This window comes from Corynebacterium sp., assembly GCF_012837295.1.
Taxonomy (GTDB): domain Bacteria; phylum Actinomycetota; class Actinomycetes; order Mycobacteriales; family Mycobacteriaceae; genus Corynebacterium.
In genome coordinates this window covers 1-13,509 of sequence record NZ_DURI01000251.1, presented here as the reverse complement: position 1 = coordinate 13,509, position 13,509 = coordinate 1, and the positions used below count along the sequence as shown (strand labels likewise).

Annotated in this window: 15 protein-coding genes and 1 tRNA gene; 3 read left to right on the top strand and 13 right to left on the bottom strand. The window is 70.7% G+C overall.

What is annotated here, in order from left to right; genetic code table 11:
* From GX015_RS08135 to GX015_RS08105, 7 genes are all read right to left on the bottom strand, one after another.
* A partial coding sequence (locus tag GX015_RS08135; RefSeq protein ID WP_291344231.1) for a zf-HC2 domain-containing protein occupies positions 1 to 468 on the bottom strand: 468 nt, incomplete at its 3' end.
* 13 nt (positions 469 to 481) lie between these two features.
* A complete protein-coding gene (locus tag GX015_RS08130) occupies positions 482 to 886 on the bottom strand; it encodes a DoxX family protein (RefSeq protein ID WP_291344229.1) in 405 nt (134 codons plus the stop codon).
* A 95-nt stretch (positions 887 to 981) separates the two neighbouring features.
* Positions 982 to 1,054: transfer RNA gene (locus tag GX015_RS08125), tRNA-Ala, on the bottom strand.
* A gap of 99 nt (positions 1,055 to 1,153) precedes the next feature.
* A complete protein-coding gene (glpR, locus tag GX015_RS08120; protein WP_291344228.1) occupies positions 1,154 to 2,602 on the bottom strand; it encodes a gephyrin-like molybdotransferase receptor GlpR in 1,449 nt (482 codons plus the stop codon).
* A gap of 176 nt (positions 2,603 to 2,778) precedes the next feature.
* Entirely contained in the window at positions 2,779 to 3,471 is a 693-nt protein-coding gene (locus tag GX015_RS08115) for a GNAT family protein (protein ID WP_291344227.1), read from the bottom strand.
* 51 nt (positions 3,472 to 3,522) lie between these two features.
* Positions 3,523 to 4,773, bottom strand: a complete 1,251-nt coding sequence (gene glp, locus GX015_RS08110) for a gephyrin-like molybdotransferase Glp (RefSeq protein ID WP_291344226.1) — start codon at positions 4,771 to 4,773, stop codon at positions 3,523 to 3,525.
* Positions 4,773 to 5,768 carry a UTP--glucose-1-phosphate uridylyltransferase gene (locus GX015_RS08105; RefSeq protein WP_291344225.1) on the bottom strand — a complete coding sequence of 332 codons (996 nt, stop codon included), beginning with the start codon at positions 5,766 to 5,768 and terminating at the stop codon, positions 4,773 to 4,775. Before GX015_RS08105 ends, glp begins: the two co-directional genes overlap by 1 nt.
* A gap of 62 nt (positions 5,769 to 5,830) precedes the next feature.
* Here GX015_RS08105 and GX015_RS08100 point away from each other — a divergent pair, with 62 nt between their 5' ends.
* The 3 genes from GX015_RS08100 (at position 5,831) to mscL (ending at position 8,168) form a co-directional block, all read left to right on the top strand.
* A complete protein-coding gene (locus tag GX015_RS08100) occupies positions 5,831 to 6,553 on the top strand; it encodes a 5-formyltetrahydrofolate cyclo-ligase (RefSeq protein WP_291344223.1) in 723 nt (240 codons plus the stop codon).
* A 173-nt stretch (positions 6,554 to 6,726) separates the two neighbouring features.
* The gene (locus GX015_RS08095; protein WP_291344221.1) at positions 6,727 to 7,359 is read left to right on the top strand and encodes an SAF domain-containing protein; all 633 of its coding nucleotides are present in this window, start codon (positions 6,727 to 6,729) and stop codon (positions 7,357 to 7,359) included.
* Positions 7,360 to 7,703: 344 nt separating this feature from the next.
* Positions 7,704 to 8,168, top strand: coding sequence for a large-conductance mechanosensitive channel protein MscL (gene mscL, locus GX015_RS08090; protein WP_291344235.1), 465 nt, complete (start codon positions 7,704 to 7,706; stop codon positions 8,166 to 8,168).
* Positions 8,169 to 8,494: 326 nt separating this feature from the next.
* Here the strand turns inward: mscL and GX015_RS08085 are convergent, their stop codons facing one another.
* The 6 genes from GX015_RS08085 to rpmE form a co-directional block, all read right to left on the bottom strand.
* The gene (locus GX015_RS08085; protein WP_291344219.1) at positions 8,495 to 9,088 is read right to left on the bottom strand and encodes a molybdopterin-binding protein; all 594 of its coding nucleotides are present in this window, start codon (positions 9,086 to 9,088) and stop codon (positions 8,495 to 8,497) included.
* 59 nt (positions 9,089 to 9,147) lie between these two features.
* The gene (locus GX015_RS08080) at positions 9,148 to 10,539 is read right to left on the bottom strand and encodes a trypsin-like peptidase domain-containing protein (RefSeq protein WP_291344217.1); all 1,392 of its coding nucleotides are present in this window, start codon (positions 10,537 to 10,539) and stop codon (positions 9,148 to 9,150) included.
* Between the two features lie 73 nt (positions 10,540 to 10,612).
* A complete protein-coding gene (locus GX015_RS08075) occupies positions 10,613 to 12,259 on the bottom strand; it encodes a HAMP domain-containing sensor histidine kinase (protein WP_291344215.1) in 1,647 nt (548 codons plus the stop codon).
* Entirely contained in the window at positions 12,256 to 12,948 is a 693-nt protein-coding gene (locus tag GX015_RS08070) for a response regulator transcription factor (RefSeq protein ID WP_291344213.1), read from the bottom strand. Before GX015_RS08070 ends, GX015_RS08075 begins: the two co-directional genes overlap by 4 nt.
* Before the next feature lie 199 nt (positions 12,949 to 13,147).
* Positions 13,148 to 13,321, bottom strand: coding sequence for a 50S ribosomal protein L32 (gene rpmF, locus GX015_RS08065; RefSeq protein WP_035119544.1), 174 nt, complete (start codon positions 13,319 to 13,321; stop codon positions 13,148 to 13,150).
* Between the two features lie 18 nt (positions 13,322 to 13,339).
* On the bottom strand, positions 13,340 to 13,509 hold a 170-nt coding region (gene rpmE, locus GX015_RS08060; protein WP_291344233.1), incomplete at its 5' end, for a 50S ribosomal protein L31.

Sequence of the window (13,509 nt, the reverse complement as noted above, 5' to 3'; positions counted from 1 at the left end):
GGCCTCGTCGCCGAGTTCCCCGGCGACGTCGACGCCGGCGTCCATCGACACCTGCGCCATCGCCCCGCCCGCGCCCAACAACAGCTCCACGCCCCACAACAGGTGGAGCACGCCGAGCACCACCAGCAACACCCGTGCCGAACCGGCGACGAACAACCACGTCCGCTCCCGGCGGCGCCGCTCGGGCTCCACGGTGGACAGGATGCGCTCCGACAGGGCGGCCATTTCCGCGGCGTCGGGAAGCGAAGGCCCGGAACCGGGGCCAGTCCGGGCCCGGCCCCGCGCACCCGCTCCCGGCTCGCCGGCCGGCCCCATGAGCAGCGAACGATTCAGCGCGACGGCCTTCTCGAACCAGGCGCGGCAGTCCTCGCAGGCGTCGAGGTGCGCGTCGACGACGTCGTCATCGGCGCCCGACGGCTCCCCATCCAAACGCGCCGACAGCGCGGCGCGAACGTCCTCGCACTTCATGCGGAGCCCTCCCCTACCTGGTGAACATCCGGTCGAGGCTCGCACGCCCCGCCCCGAACGCCCACACGATGATCAGGCCGCCGATGAGCGACAGCACCAGCTCGGCGCCGTCGTCGCGCATGAACAGCCCATTGCCCAGATGCACCGCCCACAGGGCGCCGAGCATGGTCACCACCAGCACCATCGCCACCGCCGGGGCCAGCAGGCCCAGAATCAGCAGCGCCCCACCGACGAGCTCGATGATGGCCACCAACCACACCGTGATCTCCGCCTGCGGGATCCCCGCGGCCACGAAATAACCGGTCGTCTTGTCGACGCCGGTGATGAAGATCTTGTCCCAACCATGGGAAATGAAGATCACGCCCAGGATGAGGCGGAGTACGAGCAGCGCTCCATCGCGTACGGCGGGTCGGTCCATGGGTTGAAGGATAGCCGGGGTGGACCGAGCGCGAAAAAGGGCCCTTCCGAACCCCTTCGGAAGAACCCTTGTCGCTGACACCCGGGTGTCGAGCGTGGAGCTAAGGGGAATCGAACCCCTGACCTTCTCGATGCGAACGAGACGCGCTACCAACTGCGCTATAGCCCCTCGCGCCTACGGGGAACCGGATTCCGGCGAAGGTACCGGTACCCCGTCTGCGACGAAAGCAACTTTAACAGCCCCGCACCGGGGGCCAAAATCCGCAGGTCACTGGCCCGCGGCCCGGCGGATGTCCTCCTCCGGGAACTCGTACGTGGAGTACGGCAGATCGGCGAAATCCGGGTCTTCGTCATCGAGCTCCACGACGACGGCGCCGGGGCGGCGCAGGCGCTCGGGGATGCCGAGCTCCTCGTCCTCCGAATTGCGCACGCCCAGGCGGGCCATCTTCATGCGGCGGATGCGGCGGGCGCGCAACTCGTTTTCCGCGAGCACCGTGCGGCGCAGGTACACCAGGTACAGCACCATCAGGCCGGCGCCGGCCAGCGGCAGCCACCAGGTCCACCCGCCGACGAACGCCCCCAGGATGACGCCCAGGATGATGAACAGCGCCAGCACGCCGACGCTGCGGCGGCGACGGGCGAAACGGGTCTCCGCGTAGCGGGCGTCCGACACGGGGTCGAAACCGCCGCGGCCGCGGCGGCGCTCGGCGAAGGCCAAATCGTCGTCGGTGAGGGTGTCGTCGAACTCCGCGAAGTCGTCGTGGGCGTCCTCGTCGGTCTCGTCGCTCTCGGCGAGAGCATCGGCGGCATCGGCGTCCGCGTCGAGGTCGGCTTCGTCTGCGGCGGTGGTGGCGGCAGCAGCGTCATCGTCGATCAGCGCGGCATCGGCAGCGTCGGCGGCATCGCGCCCGGAAGCGTCGTCGGCCTCTGCGGCGGACTCGTCGGCGGCGGACTCCGCATCGACGACGAGGAAGTCCTCCGGCGACAGGTACAGGCGGGCGTCCTCGGCGGCGGAATCGGCGACGGCCTTTTCCGCACCGTCCTTCTCGGTGGCGCCCTTCTCCGCACCGTCCTTTTCGGCTTCGCCCTTTTCGACGGCGGTCTCGTCGGCGGCGATCTCGCTGACGGTCGCATCCGCGTCGTCGAGCTCGCCCCGCATCACCGGCTCCTCGACGGCGGCGTCGGCGTCGTCAAGCGAATCGCGACCGGCCTCAGCAACCGTCGCTTCGTCGGAGTCGGAGTCGGCGCCGGCCACCTCGCCGGATTCGGCCCCGGCCTCGAGCTCGTAGACCACGTCGCCCTCTACGACGGCCGGAACGACCTCGGCGTCGTCGGCGGCGCCACGGGAACGCCCGGCCCCGGTGCCGCGGCGACCACGGCGGTCCGCGGCATCCCGGCCATCGCGGCCGTCGCGATCCTCGAGATCGTCGATGAGGATGGCGTCGTCGTCGCGGTCGCGGTCGCGGAGATCGTCCAGCTCGGCGTCGACGGTCTCCAGGGACTCGTCGACCTCCTCGCCGGGCGCGCGGACGTCGCGTTCGGTCAGAGTCGGGCGGCGGCGGCGCGTGGCCACCGACTCGCCGCCCTGGTGGAGCAGGCGAGTGCGGCCGAGAGCCTCGGACGTGCGACGGATGGGCTGCCTGGTGTTGACCACCAACGGCGCGAGCACGAACAGCCACACCACGACGATGAGCACGAGGAGCAGAGAGCTCGACATGGTCGGGATTCCTCCTGTCGTCGGAAATGTCCCCGGTGCCGCGGGCCCTTCCCCGACCCGGCATGGGTTTGGCCCAACGTTAACGCCCGAGGCCGCCGATCAGGCCCCGCCACGCCGAATCGTCTCCGCGCCGAAACCCCGCCGCGATCTCGGGAGTTTCGGCGGGAACGTGCGGATCATTGGTCGCCGGCGAAACCTCGGCCGGCCTCCCCCGGCGAGTCCCCGGGCCAGCCCCCCGCCGCGCCTCCGTCCGCATCCTCCCGCAGCTTCGCCGCGGTCCCCGCCGACACCAGTGCGCCGACGGCGCTGCCCTGCCCGGTCAACCGCTCGAGCAGCAGGTGGTCGCGCCACGCGCCGTCGATGTGGAAGGCCTCGCGGACGACGCCGACCTCCCGGAACCCGCAGCGCTCCAACACTTTCCGCGACGCCGCGTTGTCGGCGAGCACCGTCGCCTCGATTCGGTGCATGCCCAGCGCGGTGGCATGGTCGCAGGCCAGCGCCAACGCCGCGGTGGCGACTCCCCCGCCCCAGTGCGCCGACCCGACCCAGTACCCCGCCCAGCAGGTGGCCACGGGAAACGGCCGGATCGACCCGAGCGTCATCTGCCCGGCGAACCGTCCGTCCAGTTCGATGGCGGCGGTGGCGGCGTGCCCGTCCGCGGCCGCGGCGCGCGCCCCGCGGAGCACCCTCCGGAACGCCCGCGCCGAACTCCCCCGCTCCCAGTCTGGATCGCCGGTCGGCTCCACGGCGCGCAGGATGTGCTCATCGCTCAGCCGCGCCGCCCGCCAGTCGGCGACGTCGGCGCGCCGGAGCGGGCGCAGCCGCACGACGCCGGCCCGCGTGATCAACCGCTGCGAACGCATCTCCATGTCGGTCGGTTCTTTCCCGCTGATGCTTGACGACGGCCCCGCGCGAACCCGCTAGGCCTGCCTCGCCAGGAAGAGGACGTCGACGATGTCGCCGGGGCGCACGTGCGTGACGTCATCCGGCACGACCACCAGACAATTGGCCTCGGCGAGACCCGCCAGCAGGTGAGCCTGGGCGCCGGTGGCGGCGCCGAAGGGCTGCACCAGGTACTCGGAAGTCTCGCGGTCGCGCATGAGCTGGCCTCGGATGAGGCCGCGGCGCCCCGCGATCGAATCGACCGGCGCGATGGCGCGGGCGGCGACGGTGCGGCGGCGGGGATTGCCCTTGCCCAGCGCGATGCGGATCAGCGGCCGCACCATCACCTCGAAGACCACCAGCGCCGACACCGGGTTGGACGGCAGGAGGAACGTCGGGATGCGGTCGTCGCCGAGCAAACCGAAGCCCTGCACGGAGCCGGGGTGCATGGCGACGCGCTCGACGTCGATTTCGCCCATTTCGGCGAGCACACGGCGGACCTCGTCGCCCGCGGCGCCGCCGACGGCGCCGGTGATCACCAGCAGCTCCGACTTGATCAGCTGGCCCTCGATGATCTCGCGGATCCTGCGGGGCTCGCCCGCGGCGATGCCCACGCGATGGACCTCTGCCCCGGCGTCGCGGCCGGCGGCGGCGAGCGCGTAGGAGTTCACGTCGAAGACCTGGCCCAGGCCCGGATCTCGGTCGACGTCGACGAGCTCGGCGCCGATGGACACCACGGACATGCGCGGCCGCGGGTGCACGAGCACCTTGGAGCGGCCGACGGCGGCGAGCAGCCCGACCTGCGCCGGGGAGATCACGGCTCCGGCGGACACGGCGACGTCGCCCGGCTGGACGTCATCGCCGACGCGGCGGACGAAATCGCCCGACTTCACGGCGCGCAGGGCGGTGACGCGGCGCTCGCCGCGGTCCGACCAGTCCAGCGGCAGCACGGCGTCGGCCAGGGTCGGCAGCGGCGCACCGGTGTGCACGCGGACGGCCTGCTTCGGCTGCAGCCGCATCGGATGGTGCGACCCCGCCGACACCTCGCCGACGACGGGCAACGTGACCTCGTCGAATTCGGCGAGCGTCTCCCCCGACTCGCCACGCACGTCGACGGCGCGCACCGCGTACCCGTCGATGGCGGACTGCACGAACCCCGGCAGGGGCGTTTCGGCGACGACGTCTTCGGCGCAGAGCAGCCCCAACGACTCCGAAATGGCGATGCGCACCGGGGCGGGCATCGCCGCATTCGCGGTGATCGCCGCGAGCTGCTCCTCGACCGAACGCATCAGGCCTCCCCGGGTGCCTCGTCGCAGAAGTCCGGAGAGTCGCCCTGCGGCAGGCGGCGCTCCAGGTACCGGCGCAGCGACTTGCCGTACGACGGGTGGCGCAGGCCGAAGTCGACGCACGCCTTGATGAACCCGCCCGGGTTGCCCAGGTCATGGCGGAATCCGTCGTGGATGACGATGTGCACCGGATGGCCTTCGCGGATCAGCAGCTCGATCGCGTCGGTCAGCTGGTACTCGCCGCCCTTGCCGCGGTCGATCCGTCGCAAAGCATCGAAGATCGCGCGGTCGAGCAGGTAGCGGCCCACGGCGACGAACGTCGACGGGGCCTCCTCCGGAGACGGCTTCTCCACCATTCCGCGCACGCGCTTGACGTCGGACGCGGCCGCCTCGCCGTCTTCGCCCTCCGCCGGCTCCTCGATGTCGAAGACGCCGTAGTTGAACACGTCCTCGCGCGGCAGCTCCAGGGCGCACAGCACGGACCCGCCGTACTCCGCGCGGACGGCGGCCATGCGCTCCATCACGCCGAGCGGCAGCACCAGGTCGTCGGGGAGCATGACGGCGACGGCGTCCTCGTCGTCCTCCAACAGCTCCTCCGCCACGAGCACCGCATGGCCCAGGCCCAGGGGCTTTTCCTGGACCACGCCGCGGACCTCGATGACCTCGGGGGCGCGGTTGACCTTGTCGGCGATGTCGTCCTTGCCGCGCTCGCGCAGCGTCTCCTCCAGGTCGGGGCGGGGCTTGAAATGCCCCAGCACGCCATCCTTGCTGGGTGCGGTGACCACGGCGAGGCGGGCGGCGCCGGCGGCCGCGGCCTCCTCGGCGATCATCTCGATGCCGGGGGTGTCCACCACCGGCAGCAGCTCCTTCGGCACCGTCTTCGTCGCCGGCAGGAACCTGGTGCCCATGCCGGCGGCGGGGACGATCACCGTACGTGCGGCATTGCGTCCGGTGCCGCCGCTTCCGGCGTTGTCGGGGGCGTCGTTCGGAGTGGTCATGCGGGCCACCCTACCGACAGTCCGCGCCGCGCCCGGGGAGGCCGGGCGGTAGTGTCGCGCACATGGGAAACGGGCTGGAAGACGGGCACGGGGGCGGGTCGGATCACGCGTCGGGGGACGTTTCGGGCAAGGCCGCCAAGACCGCTTTACGACGCTCCCTCCTCGCCGCCCGAGCAGCCTCCGACCCGGCTCTCCGCGCCGCCGACGACGCCCGGCTCGCGGCGCGGGTCGTGGAGTGGGTCATGGAGTGGTTCGAGGAGTGGGGCGCAGCCGGGGAGAGCCCGCCGCCCATCGTGACCATCGCCGCGCACGTGCCCGTCGACATCGAGCCGGGCGCGACGTCGTTGACGCCGGACCAGCTTCTCGACGCCCTCGCGGATGTCGAGGGCATGCCACCCGTGCGGTTGCTGCTCCCCGTCTGCCCGCCGGGCCCGCCCGCCGCGCTGCAGTGGGCCGAGTATTCGGGAGGAACGGACGGGAGCGTGGTTCGGGGCACTCTCGCACCGGGCAAGTACGGCCTGCCCGAGCCGGCGGGTCCCCGACTGGGGCCGGAGACCGTTGCCGAGGCCGACGTCATCATCGTCCCCGGCGTCGCGGCCGACCGCTCCGGGATGCGAATGGGCCGGGGCGCCGGCTACTACGACCGCAGCCTCGCCCACGCCACCGGGCGCGTCGCGGCGATCCTCCACCCGAACGAAGTCGTCGACGACGTCCCCCACGACGCCCATGACCTGCCCGTCCACGCGGTGATCACCGCCGACGAGTCCATCGTCCCCGGCGCCTGATTTCGCCGCCTCCGACGCCACCCGGCACCCCCGCCGAAATTCGACGGAACCGATCGTCTCCGCCGCGCGTCCAATGCAGTGAGGGGTTGCAGAGCAATGCCGCAACACGGGATGGCGGACAAGCGAGGGGGACGGAGATCATGACTTCACACGGGGGACGCGGCGAGGGGCGAATGGAAAGGACGCCGAAGAATCGGCGGGATGACGCTTTCGGCGGCACGGGATGGTCGCGGCGGTTTCCGCCGCGCAGGCGTCGTCAAGCAATCGCGGTGACCCTCGCCGTGCTGGCCGCGGCAGCCGCCGCCCGCGACCTGGCCGGGCCCGCCGAGGGCACCGTCGACGTGGTGGTTGCCGCGAAAGACGTGGCGGCGGGGGCGGCCATCGGCGATGCGGACGTGGAGGTCGCGGCGATTCCCGAAGAGCACGTCCCCGACCGTGCGATCGCGGGCACCGGGGACGTCATCGGGTCGAGGTCCGCCGGGCCGTTGGCGCGCGGAGAGATCCTCACGGACACGCGCTTCGCCGGGATCGCGCTGGCCGAGGCGCTCACCGGCACCGACGACGCGCACATCGTGGCCGTGGCCCCGCGCGATTCCGGGCTGGCCCCGATGCTGCGCACCGGCGACGTCGTCGACGTGCTGGCGCCCGGCCCGGAGGCGGGGTCGGCGCGGCCCGTGGCCAACGGTGCGCGGGTGGTCCTGTCCGATGACGACGGCGTCGTACTGCTCGCGCTGCCACCGGGAGCGGCCGCCACCGTCGCCTCGGCGGGGCTCGACCTGCCGCTGACGCTGGTGTTGTCGCGGTGATCGCCCGCCGGCGCACCATGATCGCCCCACCGAGTTGGACGGGCGACCACGGCGGAACCTATGCCAACAATGTGCGACACATATGACCGCTTCGCCGATGAATGCGACCTGGACAGACGGCCATTAAATCGGAAATTCTCCACCCATTCGGACAATTCGGACATGCCGCACGAGGGGCGATACTGGCGTCGATGTTCAATAAAAAGGTCGCGATAAGCAATGAAACGGCAGGTCATCCCCTCAAATCAGGGCGGGGGATGTGACGCTCACCCCATCGGGGTGCATTTCCGGTGATGACCGATTATGTTGTGTTCGTCAAGCTTCCGCTACGAAGGGAAATCATCATGCTCGCGGGCTTCAAGGAATTCATCATGCGCGGCAACGTCATCGACCTCGCGGTCGGTGTCGTGATCGGCGCTGCGTTCACCTCCATCGTGACCGCCTTCACCGACAACCTCATGCAGCCGCTCATCAACTCCATCGGCGGCACCAACGCCGCCGATGGCCTCGGCTTCCGCATCCTGTCGGACAAGCCGTCCACCTTCCTGGACTTCGGCTCCGTCATCTCGGCCGCCATCAACTTCCTGCTCGTCGCCGCCGTCGTGTACTTCGTCATCGTCGCCCCGATGAACAAGTTCAACAAGATGCGCGAGGCCAAGCTGGAGACGCCGGCCGAGGAAGAGGTCACCGAGGCCGACCTGCTCACCGAGATCCGCGACCTGCTGGCCCAGCAGACCGGCACCCCGGACGCCGCCCTGAACAAGAACATCGACGGCGACGTGACCGACGGTGGCGCCCACCGCGCCTAAGACGCGCAGCGTCCCGGCCCCTTCGAGCGGTGCCGCGGAGCGGGGCGGAACCCCGATCGGTTCAACTCCACCGGTTCAACCCTCCGGTCGAGACCCGTCGATTCAGCCCCAGTGCGGCGGCATTTCGCCCCGCCAAAACCCCTCATCGAAATCCCGGAGATCCTCCGGCGATTCCGGTGGGGGATTTTCCTTGTTCGCCGTCGCCGTTTTCCGGGCAAAAGCCGCCGGGGCGGCGCCGGCTCGGCGGCGGGGACGGCGACGTCGTCTGGCGGTGCCGTCCCCGTCTCGTCCGTTGACTTCGTGTCCCCCGTTCCCCCCGGCTTCCGTCACACCCGCCACCGGCCCAGATCGTCGATGACGTGGGACACCAGCGGGCCGAGCGTGGCCATGCCGTCGCGCACGGCCGCACGGCTGTCGGCCAGGTTGACCACGACGGTCGACCCCGACACCCCGGCCAGACCGCGGGACAGGCCCGCCTCCGTCGAACCCGCGGCCAGGCCCGACGCGCGCAGCGCCTGCTCGATGCCGCCGAGCCGGCGGTCCAGGACCTTGCGGGTGGCCTCCGGCACCAGGTCACGCGGGCTGACGCCCACGCCGCCGACGGTGACCACCAGATCCGCGCCGCCGACGACGGCGGTTTCCAGTGCCTTGCGCACCTCGCGCTTCTCCGACGGAGAGGTGACCACCGCATCCACGCGGTAGCCGTCCTCCTCCAGCAGCTCGACCATCAGATCGCCGGTCCGCTCATCCTCGGAAGCCCGATCGCCGACCAGCACCACCAGCGCGCGGCGAGTCTGCGCCTCCACCGCGATCTCCCGCTCGATCGCCTCGAGGTTTCCCTCGTCCGGCTCGAGATCCGGCGCCAGCCCGGACACCCGCGCGTCATCGCCGAAACGTCCGGCGCCGTCCAAATCACCCATGTCGCATTCCTCGTCGCAAATCGATCACCTGTAGACGCACGCCCAAGCGTGGTCCCGGGTCACTCCCGGGCAGCCTCCAACGTGACGTCGAGGGTGCGCTCGCCGCGCCCCTCTTCGTCCGTCACGGTCAGTTTGACAGTGTCGCCGACCGCACGCGACCTGATCGCCGCGATCAATGCGACGCCCGAGTCGACCCTGCGATCATCTACCTTCACGATCAAATCTCCCGGCCGCAAGCCCCCTCGTTCCGCCGCACCCCCGGCGACGACGTCGCCGACGAGGGCGCCGGGCAGCGGCGACCGGGTGTCGATGGCGGCGTTGATCGCCGGCATCTGCACGGAACCGTTGTCGATCAACTCGTCGGCGATGCGGCGGGCCTGATTCACCGGAATGGCGAAACCGAGGCCGATGCTGCCGGCCTGGTCGCCGCCGCCGTTGGAGGCGATGACGCTGGGCACGCCGATGAGGTTGCCGTCCAGGTCGACGAGCGCGCCACCGGAGTTGCCCGGGTTGATGGCGGCGTCGGTCTGGATGGCGTCGATCACCGTCGACTCGCCGCCCGCGCCGGACACCCCGACAGGACGGTTGAGCGCGGAAACGATGCCGGAGGTCACCGTCGACGTCAGGCCCAGCGGTGAACCGACGGCGACGACCTCCTGCCCGACGGACACCTTCGACGAATCGCCCAGCGAAATGGGCCGGAGGTTGTTGACCCCCTCGACGCGGATCACCGCGATGTCCGACGGCCCGTGGCCGGCGACGTACTGCGCCGAGTGCGTGGTGCCGTCGTTGAGCAGCACCGACATCCGCGCGCCCGGCTGGTCGGCCTCGGCGACGACGTGCTGGTTGGTCAGCACCAGGCCGTCGGAGGACAGGACCGAGCCGGAACCGGAGCCCGTTCCGCGATCGGTGACCACCTGAATGGACACGACGCTGTCCAGGGCCGCCTGCGCGGCCGCCTCGATCGAACCCTCGGGGGCGGGCTCGGAGCGGGCGGCGCCCGGCTCCTCCAATGCATTGGTCACGTTCGAGTCGCTTCCCGACGACGACCCTCCGCCCGAAGAACCGTTCGTGATCACCGCGGCGGTGGCTCCGCCGACGGCCGCCGAGCCGAGCATGAGGGCCGCGATGCCGAGGGCGCCGATGCCCTTGGCCTTCTTGCCGCCGCCGTCGTCGGCCGCACCGCCGCCAGGACCGCCGACCGGGCCACCGGGCGGGCCCCCGACCGGAGCGCCGACCGGAACCCTGCCGTCGTGGCCGGGCCCGGCGGAGGGCGCCCCGTACTTCCCGCCGTTCGGGGCGGATCCGTACGGCGTTCCGAATCCGCCGTCGGGGGACGCGCCCCATCGGGAGTCGCCCCCGGCGCCCGCGCCCGAGACGCGGGATTCGACGGGCCCGGGGCCGTACTGGTCGCCGGCTCCCCTGCCCCACCGTGAATCGTCGTTAGTCATGCGGACTACCTTGCCTTTTCCAACTGACAGAACGCTGAGAAGCTACTGCGTGGCGTCCATGAAGTTGACCAACTCACGGTGCGATCGACGGCTCCGCCGAGCGGACGGCGGAACCGGGCAGCCGGACGCGCATGAGCGCGCCGCCGTCGTCGGACTCCTCGACCGCGATGGTGCCTCCGTGGCGCGCGATGACCTGCTTGACGATGGCCAATCCCAATCCGGAGCCCGGCATCGACCGCGACTGGATCGCCCGGTAGAAGCGGTCGAACACCTTCGCCCGCTCGTCCTCGGGGATGCCGGGGCCGGAGTCTGCGACGGTGAGCTCCACGAGGTCCTCGCCGACGGGCCTCAGATCGATGCGGACGGTGCCGTCCTCGGGCGACCACTTCGCGGCATTGTCCATGAGGTTCAGCACCGCGCGGCCCAGGGCGGCCGGGTCGCCGTAGAGGAACCAGTCGTTGAGCTTGAGGATGAACGTCACGTCCGGGCGGCGCCTCTCGACGCGCTCCAGCGAAGTCTCGATGACGTCGACGACGTCGACCTCCTCGATCACCTGCTGCGGTCCGTCTTCGCGGGCCAGGTCGACGAGGTCGCCGACGAGCGTCGACAACTCCTCGATCTGGGCGATGACGTCGGCCTCGAGCTCCTCGCGATCCTTCGCGGAAATGACGGCGCCCGACCGCGAGGCCATCATCAGCAGCTCGACGTTCGTGCGCAACGACGTCAGCGGGGTCTTCAGCTCGTGGCCGGCGTCGGCGACGAGCTCGGCCTGCTTGGTGCGCGACGCCTGCAGCGCCGCGAGCATCTCGTTGAACGATCGCGTGAACCGGGCGAGCTCGTCCTGGCCGTGCACGGGGATCGGCCGCAGTTCATCGGTCTCCGTGATGCGGTCGGCGGCGCGGCGCAACCGCGCGACCTGGCGCAGGCCGGCGGTGGCCACGGTGATGCCGGCGGCGGCGGCGAAGAAGACGCCGATCGCCGAGATCACGAACAGCACGCCGCCCAGGGACCGCAGCACGGCATTCGTCGAATCGAGGCTGTGCGCGAGCACCAGCGTCGCGCCCGACGGATCGTGGATGGCGTAGATCCGCTTGTTGCTGAACTCGTCGGTGCGCAGCGACTCCATGCGGTTTCCCCTGATCACCGCCAACTCCGGGCCGCCGATGTTGATGGTGCCGCCGCGGCCGGTGACGTTGTCGCGGGCGAAGAACATCGCGTCGAGATTCGGGTTGAGGATCTTCAGCGAATCGGCCGTCACGATCGGCTCGATGGCGAACTCGGAGGCGTACGGCGAGTTGAGCAGCTGCGTCGCCTGCGTCTTCAGGTTGTCGTCGACTTCGCGGTACAGCGTCGCCTGCACGGTGACGAACGCGGCGAGAGTCATCAGGCCCACCGACGCCGCCACGATCAACGCGGTCAGGAGGGTGAGCCGCCACCGCAGCGAGAGCCGGTGGCCGAACCCCGAATTGAAGGCCCGGTCGAATTCCTCGTCATCGCTTTGCGACGCCCCGGCCTTCCGACCACCCCACCCGGATTTCCCGGATTTGCCGTTCTTCCCCGGCCGGCCTTTGCCGCCACGGGCGCTCGCGGCACCGTCCCGTACGTCCGCCTCGGGGGCGAGCCCGTCGGCGTCGTCAAGCCCATCCGCGGCCACCGCATCGGGCGAAGCCCCCGGTCCGCCCGCGGTCGAACCGGCGGCACGGGAACGGCGCAGGATCACGGCGCGGTCTCCCGCAGGACGTAGCCCACGCCGCGGACGGTGTGGATGAGGCGCGACTCGCCCTCGGCCTCGGTCTTACGGCGCAGGTACCCGATGTACACCTCCAGCGCATTGCCGGAGGTCGGGAAGTCGTAGCCCCACACGTCCTCGAGGATCGACGTGCGCGACAGCACGCGTCGCGGATTGTTCATCAGCAGCTCGAGCAACGCGAACTCGGTGCGGGTCAGGCTGATGGCGCGCTCGCCGCGGAACACCTCGCGGGTGTCGGGATCGAGGCTGAGGTCCTCGAACTTCAGGGCCACCGGATCCTGCGACGTCGTGGGCTCCAGCGCGGCGCGGCGCAGCAGGGAGCGCACGCGCGCCAGCAGCTCCTCCAGCGCGAAGGGCTTGGGCAGGTAATCGTCGGCGCCGGCGTCGAGGCCCGACACGCGCTCGGACACCGAGTCGCGGGCGGTGAGCATGAGCACCGGCAGGTCGTCGCCCTCGCTGCGCAGGCGACGGCACACGTCGAGGCCGTCGAGCTTGGGCATCATCACGTCGAGGATCGCCAGATCGGGCCGGTCCGACGAGATCTTCGCCAGCGCCTGCTCGCCATCTTCCGCCAACTCAACGGTGTACCCGTTGAACGTCAGCGACCGCCGCAACGATTCGCGCACGGCCTGATCGTCGTCCACCACCAAAATCTTCATGCGCCCATTGTGCCGTGAACGGCTGAGCCGGCGCTGAGAGCAACGCCGGACGTTTTCGAAGACGCGGTCCAGCCGGGCCCCGGCGCCGACCACCCCGGACATGACGAAGACCCGCCCCCATTGCGGGAGCGGGTCTTCGTGAAGCCTGCGGTCGGCTCAGTTCGTCACGTTCGGCGCGCCATGCGCGGCCGGGCGCCGACTAGAACTGCTTGACGTCGACCAGGCCGAGCTGGGCGGCCTTGACCAGGCGGCGGGGCACCATGTGCACCTGGCCGTCGATCTTGACCTCCTGGAGGGCGACGTTGTCGGCCTTCCACTGGGAACGGCGGGCGCGGGTATTGGCCCGCGACATGCGGCGCTTGGGAACTGCCATTTGGGGTTACCCTCCTTCTTAGTTCTTCTTGGTGCGGCGGGGGACGCGGTTGCCGTAACGGCGCTGGAACTTCTCGACGCGGCCGGCGGTGTCCATGACACGCTGGGCGCCGGTCCAGAACGGGTGCGACTCGGAGGTCACGTCGACGACGATGAGCGGGTACTCATTGCCGTCCTCCCACTGGACGG

Coding starts and splice junctions, on each gene's coding strand:
- GX015_RS08130 (WP_291344229.1), bottom strand. CDS start 886: ATGGACCGACCCGCCGTACGCGATGGAGCGCTGCTCGTACTCCGCCTC.
- glpR (WP_291344228.1), bottom strand. CDS start 2,602: ATGTCGAGCTCTCTGCTCCTCGTGCTCATCGTCGTGGTGTGGCTGTTC.
- GX015_RS08115 (WP_291344227.1), bottom strand. CDS start 3,471: ATGGAGATGCGTTCGCAGCGGTTGATCACGCGGGCCGGCGTCGTGCGG.
- glp (WP_291344226.1), bottom strand. CDS start 4,773: ATGCGTTCGGTCGAGGAGCAGCTCGCGGCGATCACCGCGAATGCGGCG.
- GX015_RS08105 (WP_291344225.1), bottom strand. CDS start 5,768: ATGACCACTCCGAACGACGCCCCCGACAACGCCGGAAGCGGCGGCACC.
- GX015_RS08100 (WP_291344223.1), top strand. CDS start 5,831: ATGGGAAACGGGCTGGAAGACGGGCACGGGGGCGGGTCGGATCACGCG.
- GX015_RS08095 (WP_291344221.1), top strand. CDS start 6,727: ATGGAAAGGACGCCGAAGAATCGGCGGGATGACGCTTTCGGCGGCACG.
- mscL (WP_291344235.1), top strand. CDS start 7,704: ATGCTCGCGGGCTTCAAGGAATTCATCATGCGCGGCAACGTCATCGAC.
- GX015_RS08085 (WP_291344219.1), bottom strand. CDS start 9,088: ATGGGTGATTTGGACGGCGCCGGACGTTTCGGCGATGACGCGCGGGTG.
- GX015_RS08080 (WP_291344217.1), bottom strand. CDS start 10,539: ATGACTAACGACGATTCACGGTGGGGCAGGGGAGCCGGCGACCAGTAC.
- GX015_RS08070 (WP_291344213.1), bottom strand. CDS start 12,948: ATGAAGATTTTGGTGGTGGACGACGATCAGGCCGTGCGCGAATCGTTG.
- rpmF (WP_035119544.1), bottom strand. CDS start 13,321: ATGGCAGTTCCCAAGCGCCGCATGTCGCGGGCCAATACCCGCGCCCGC.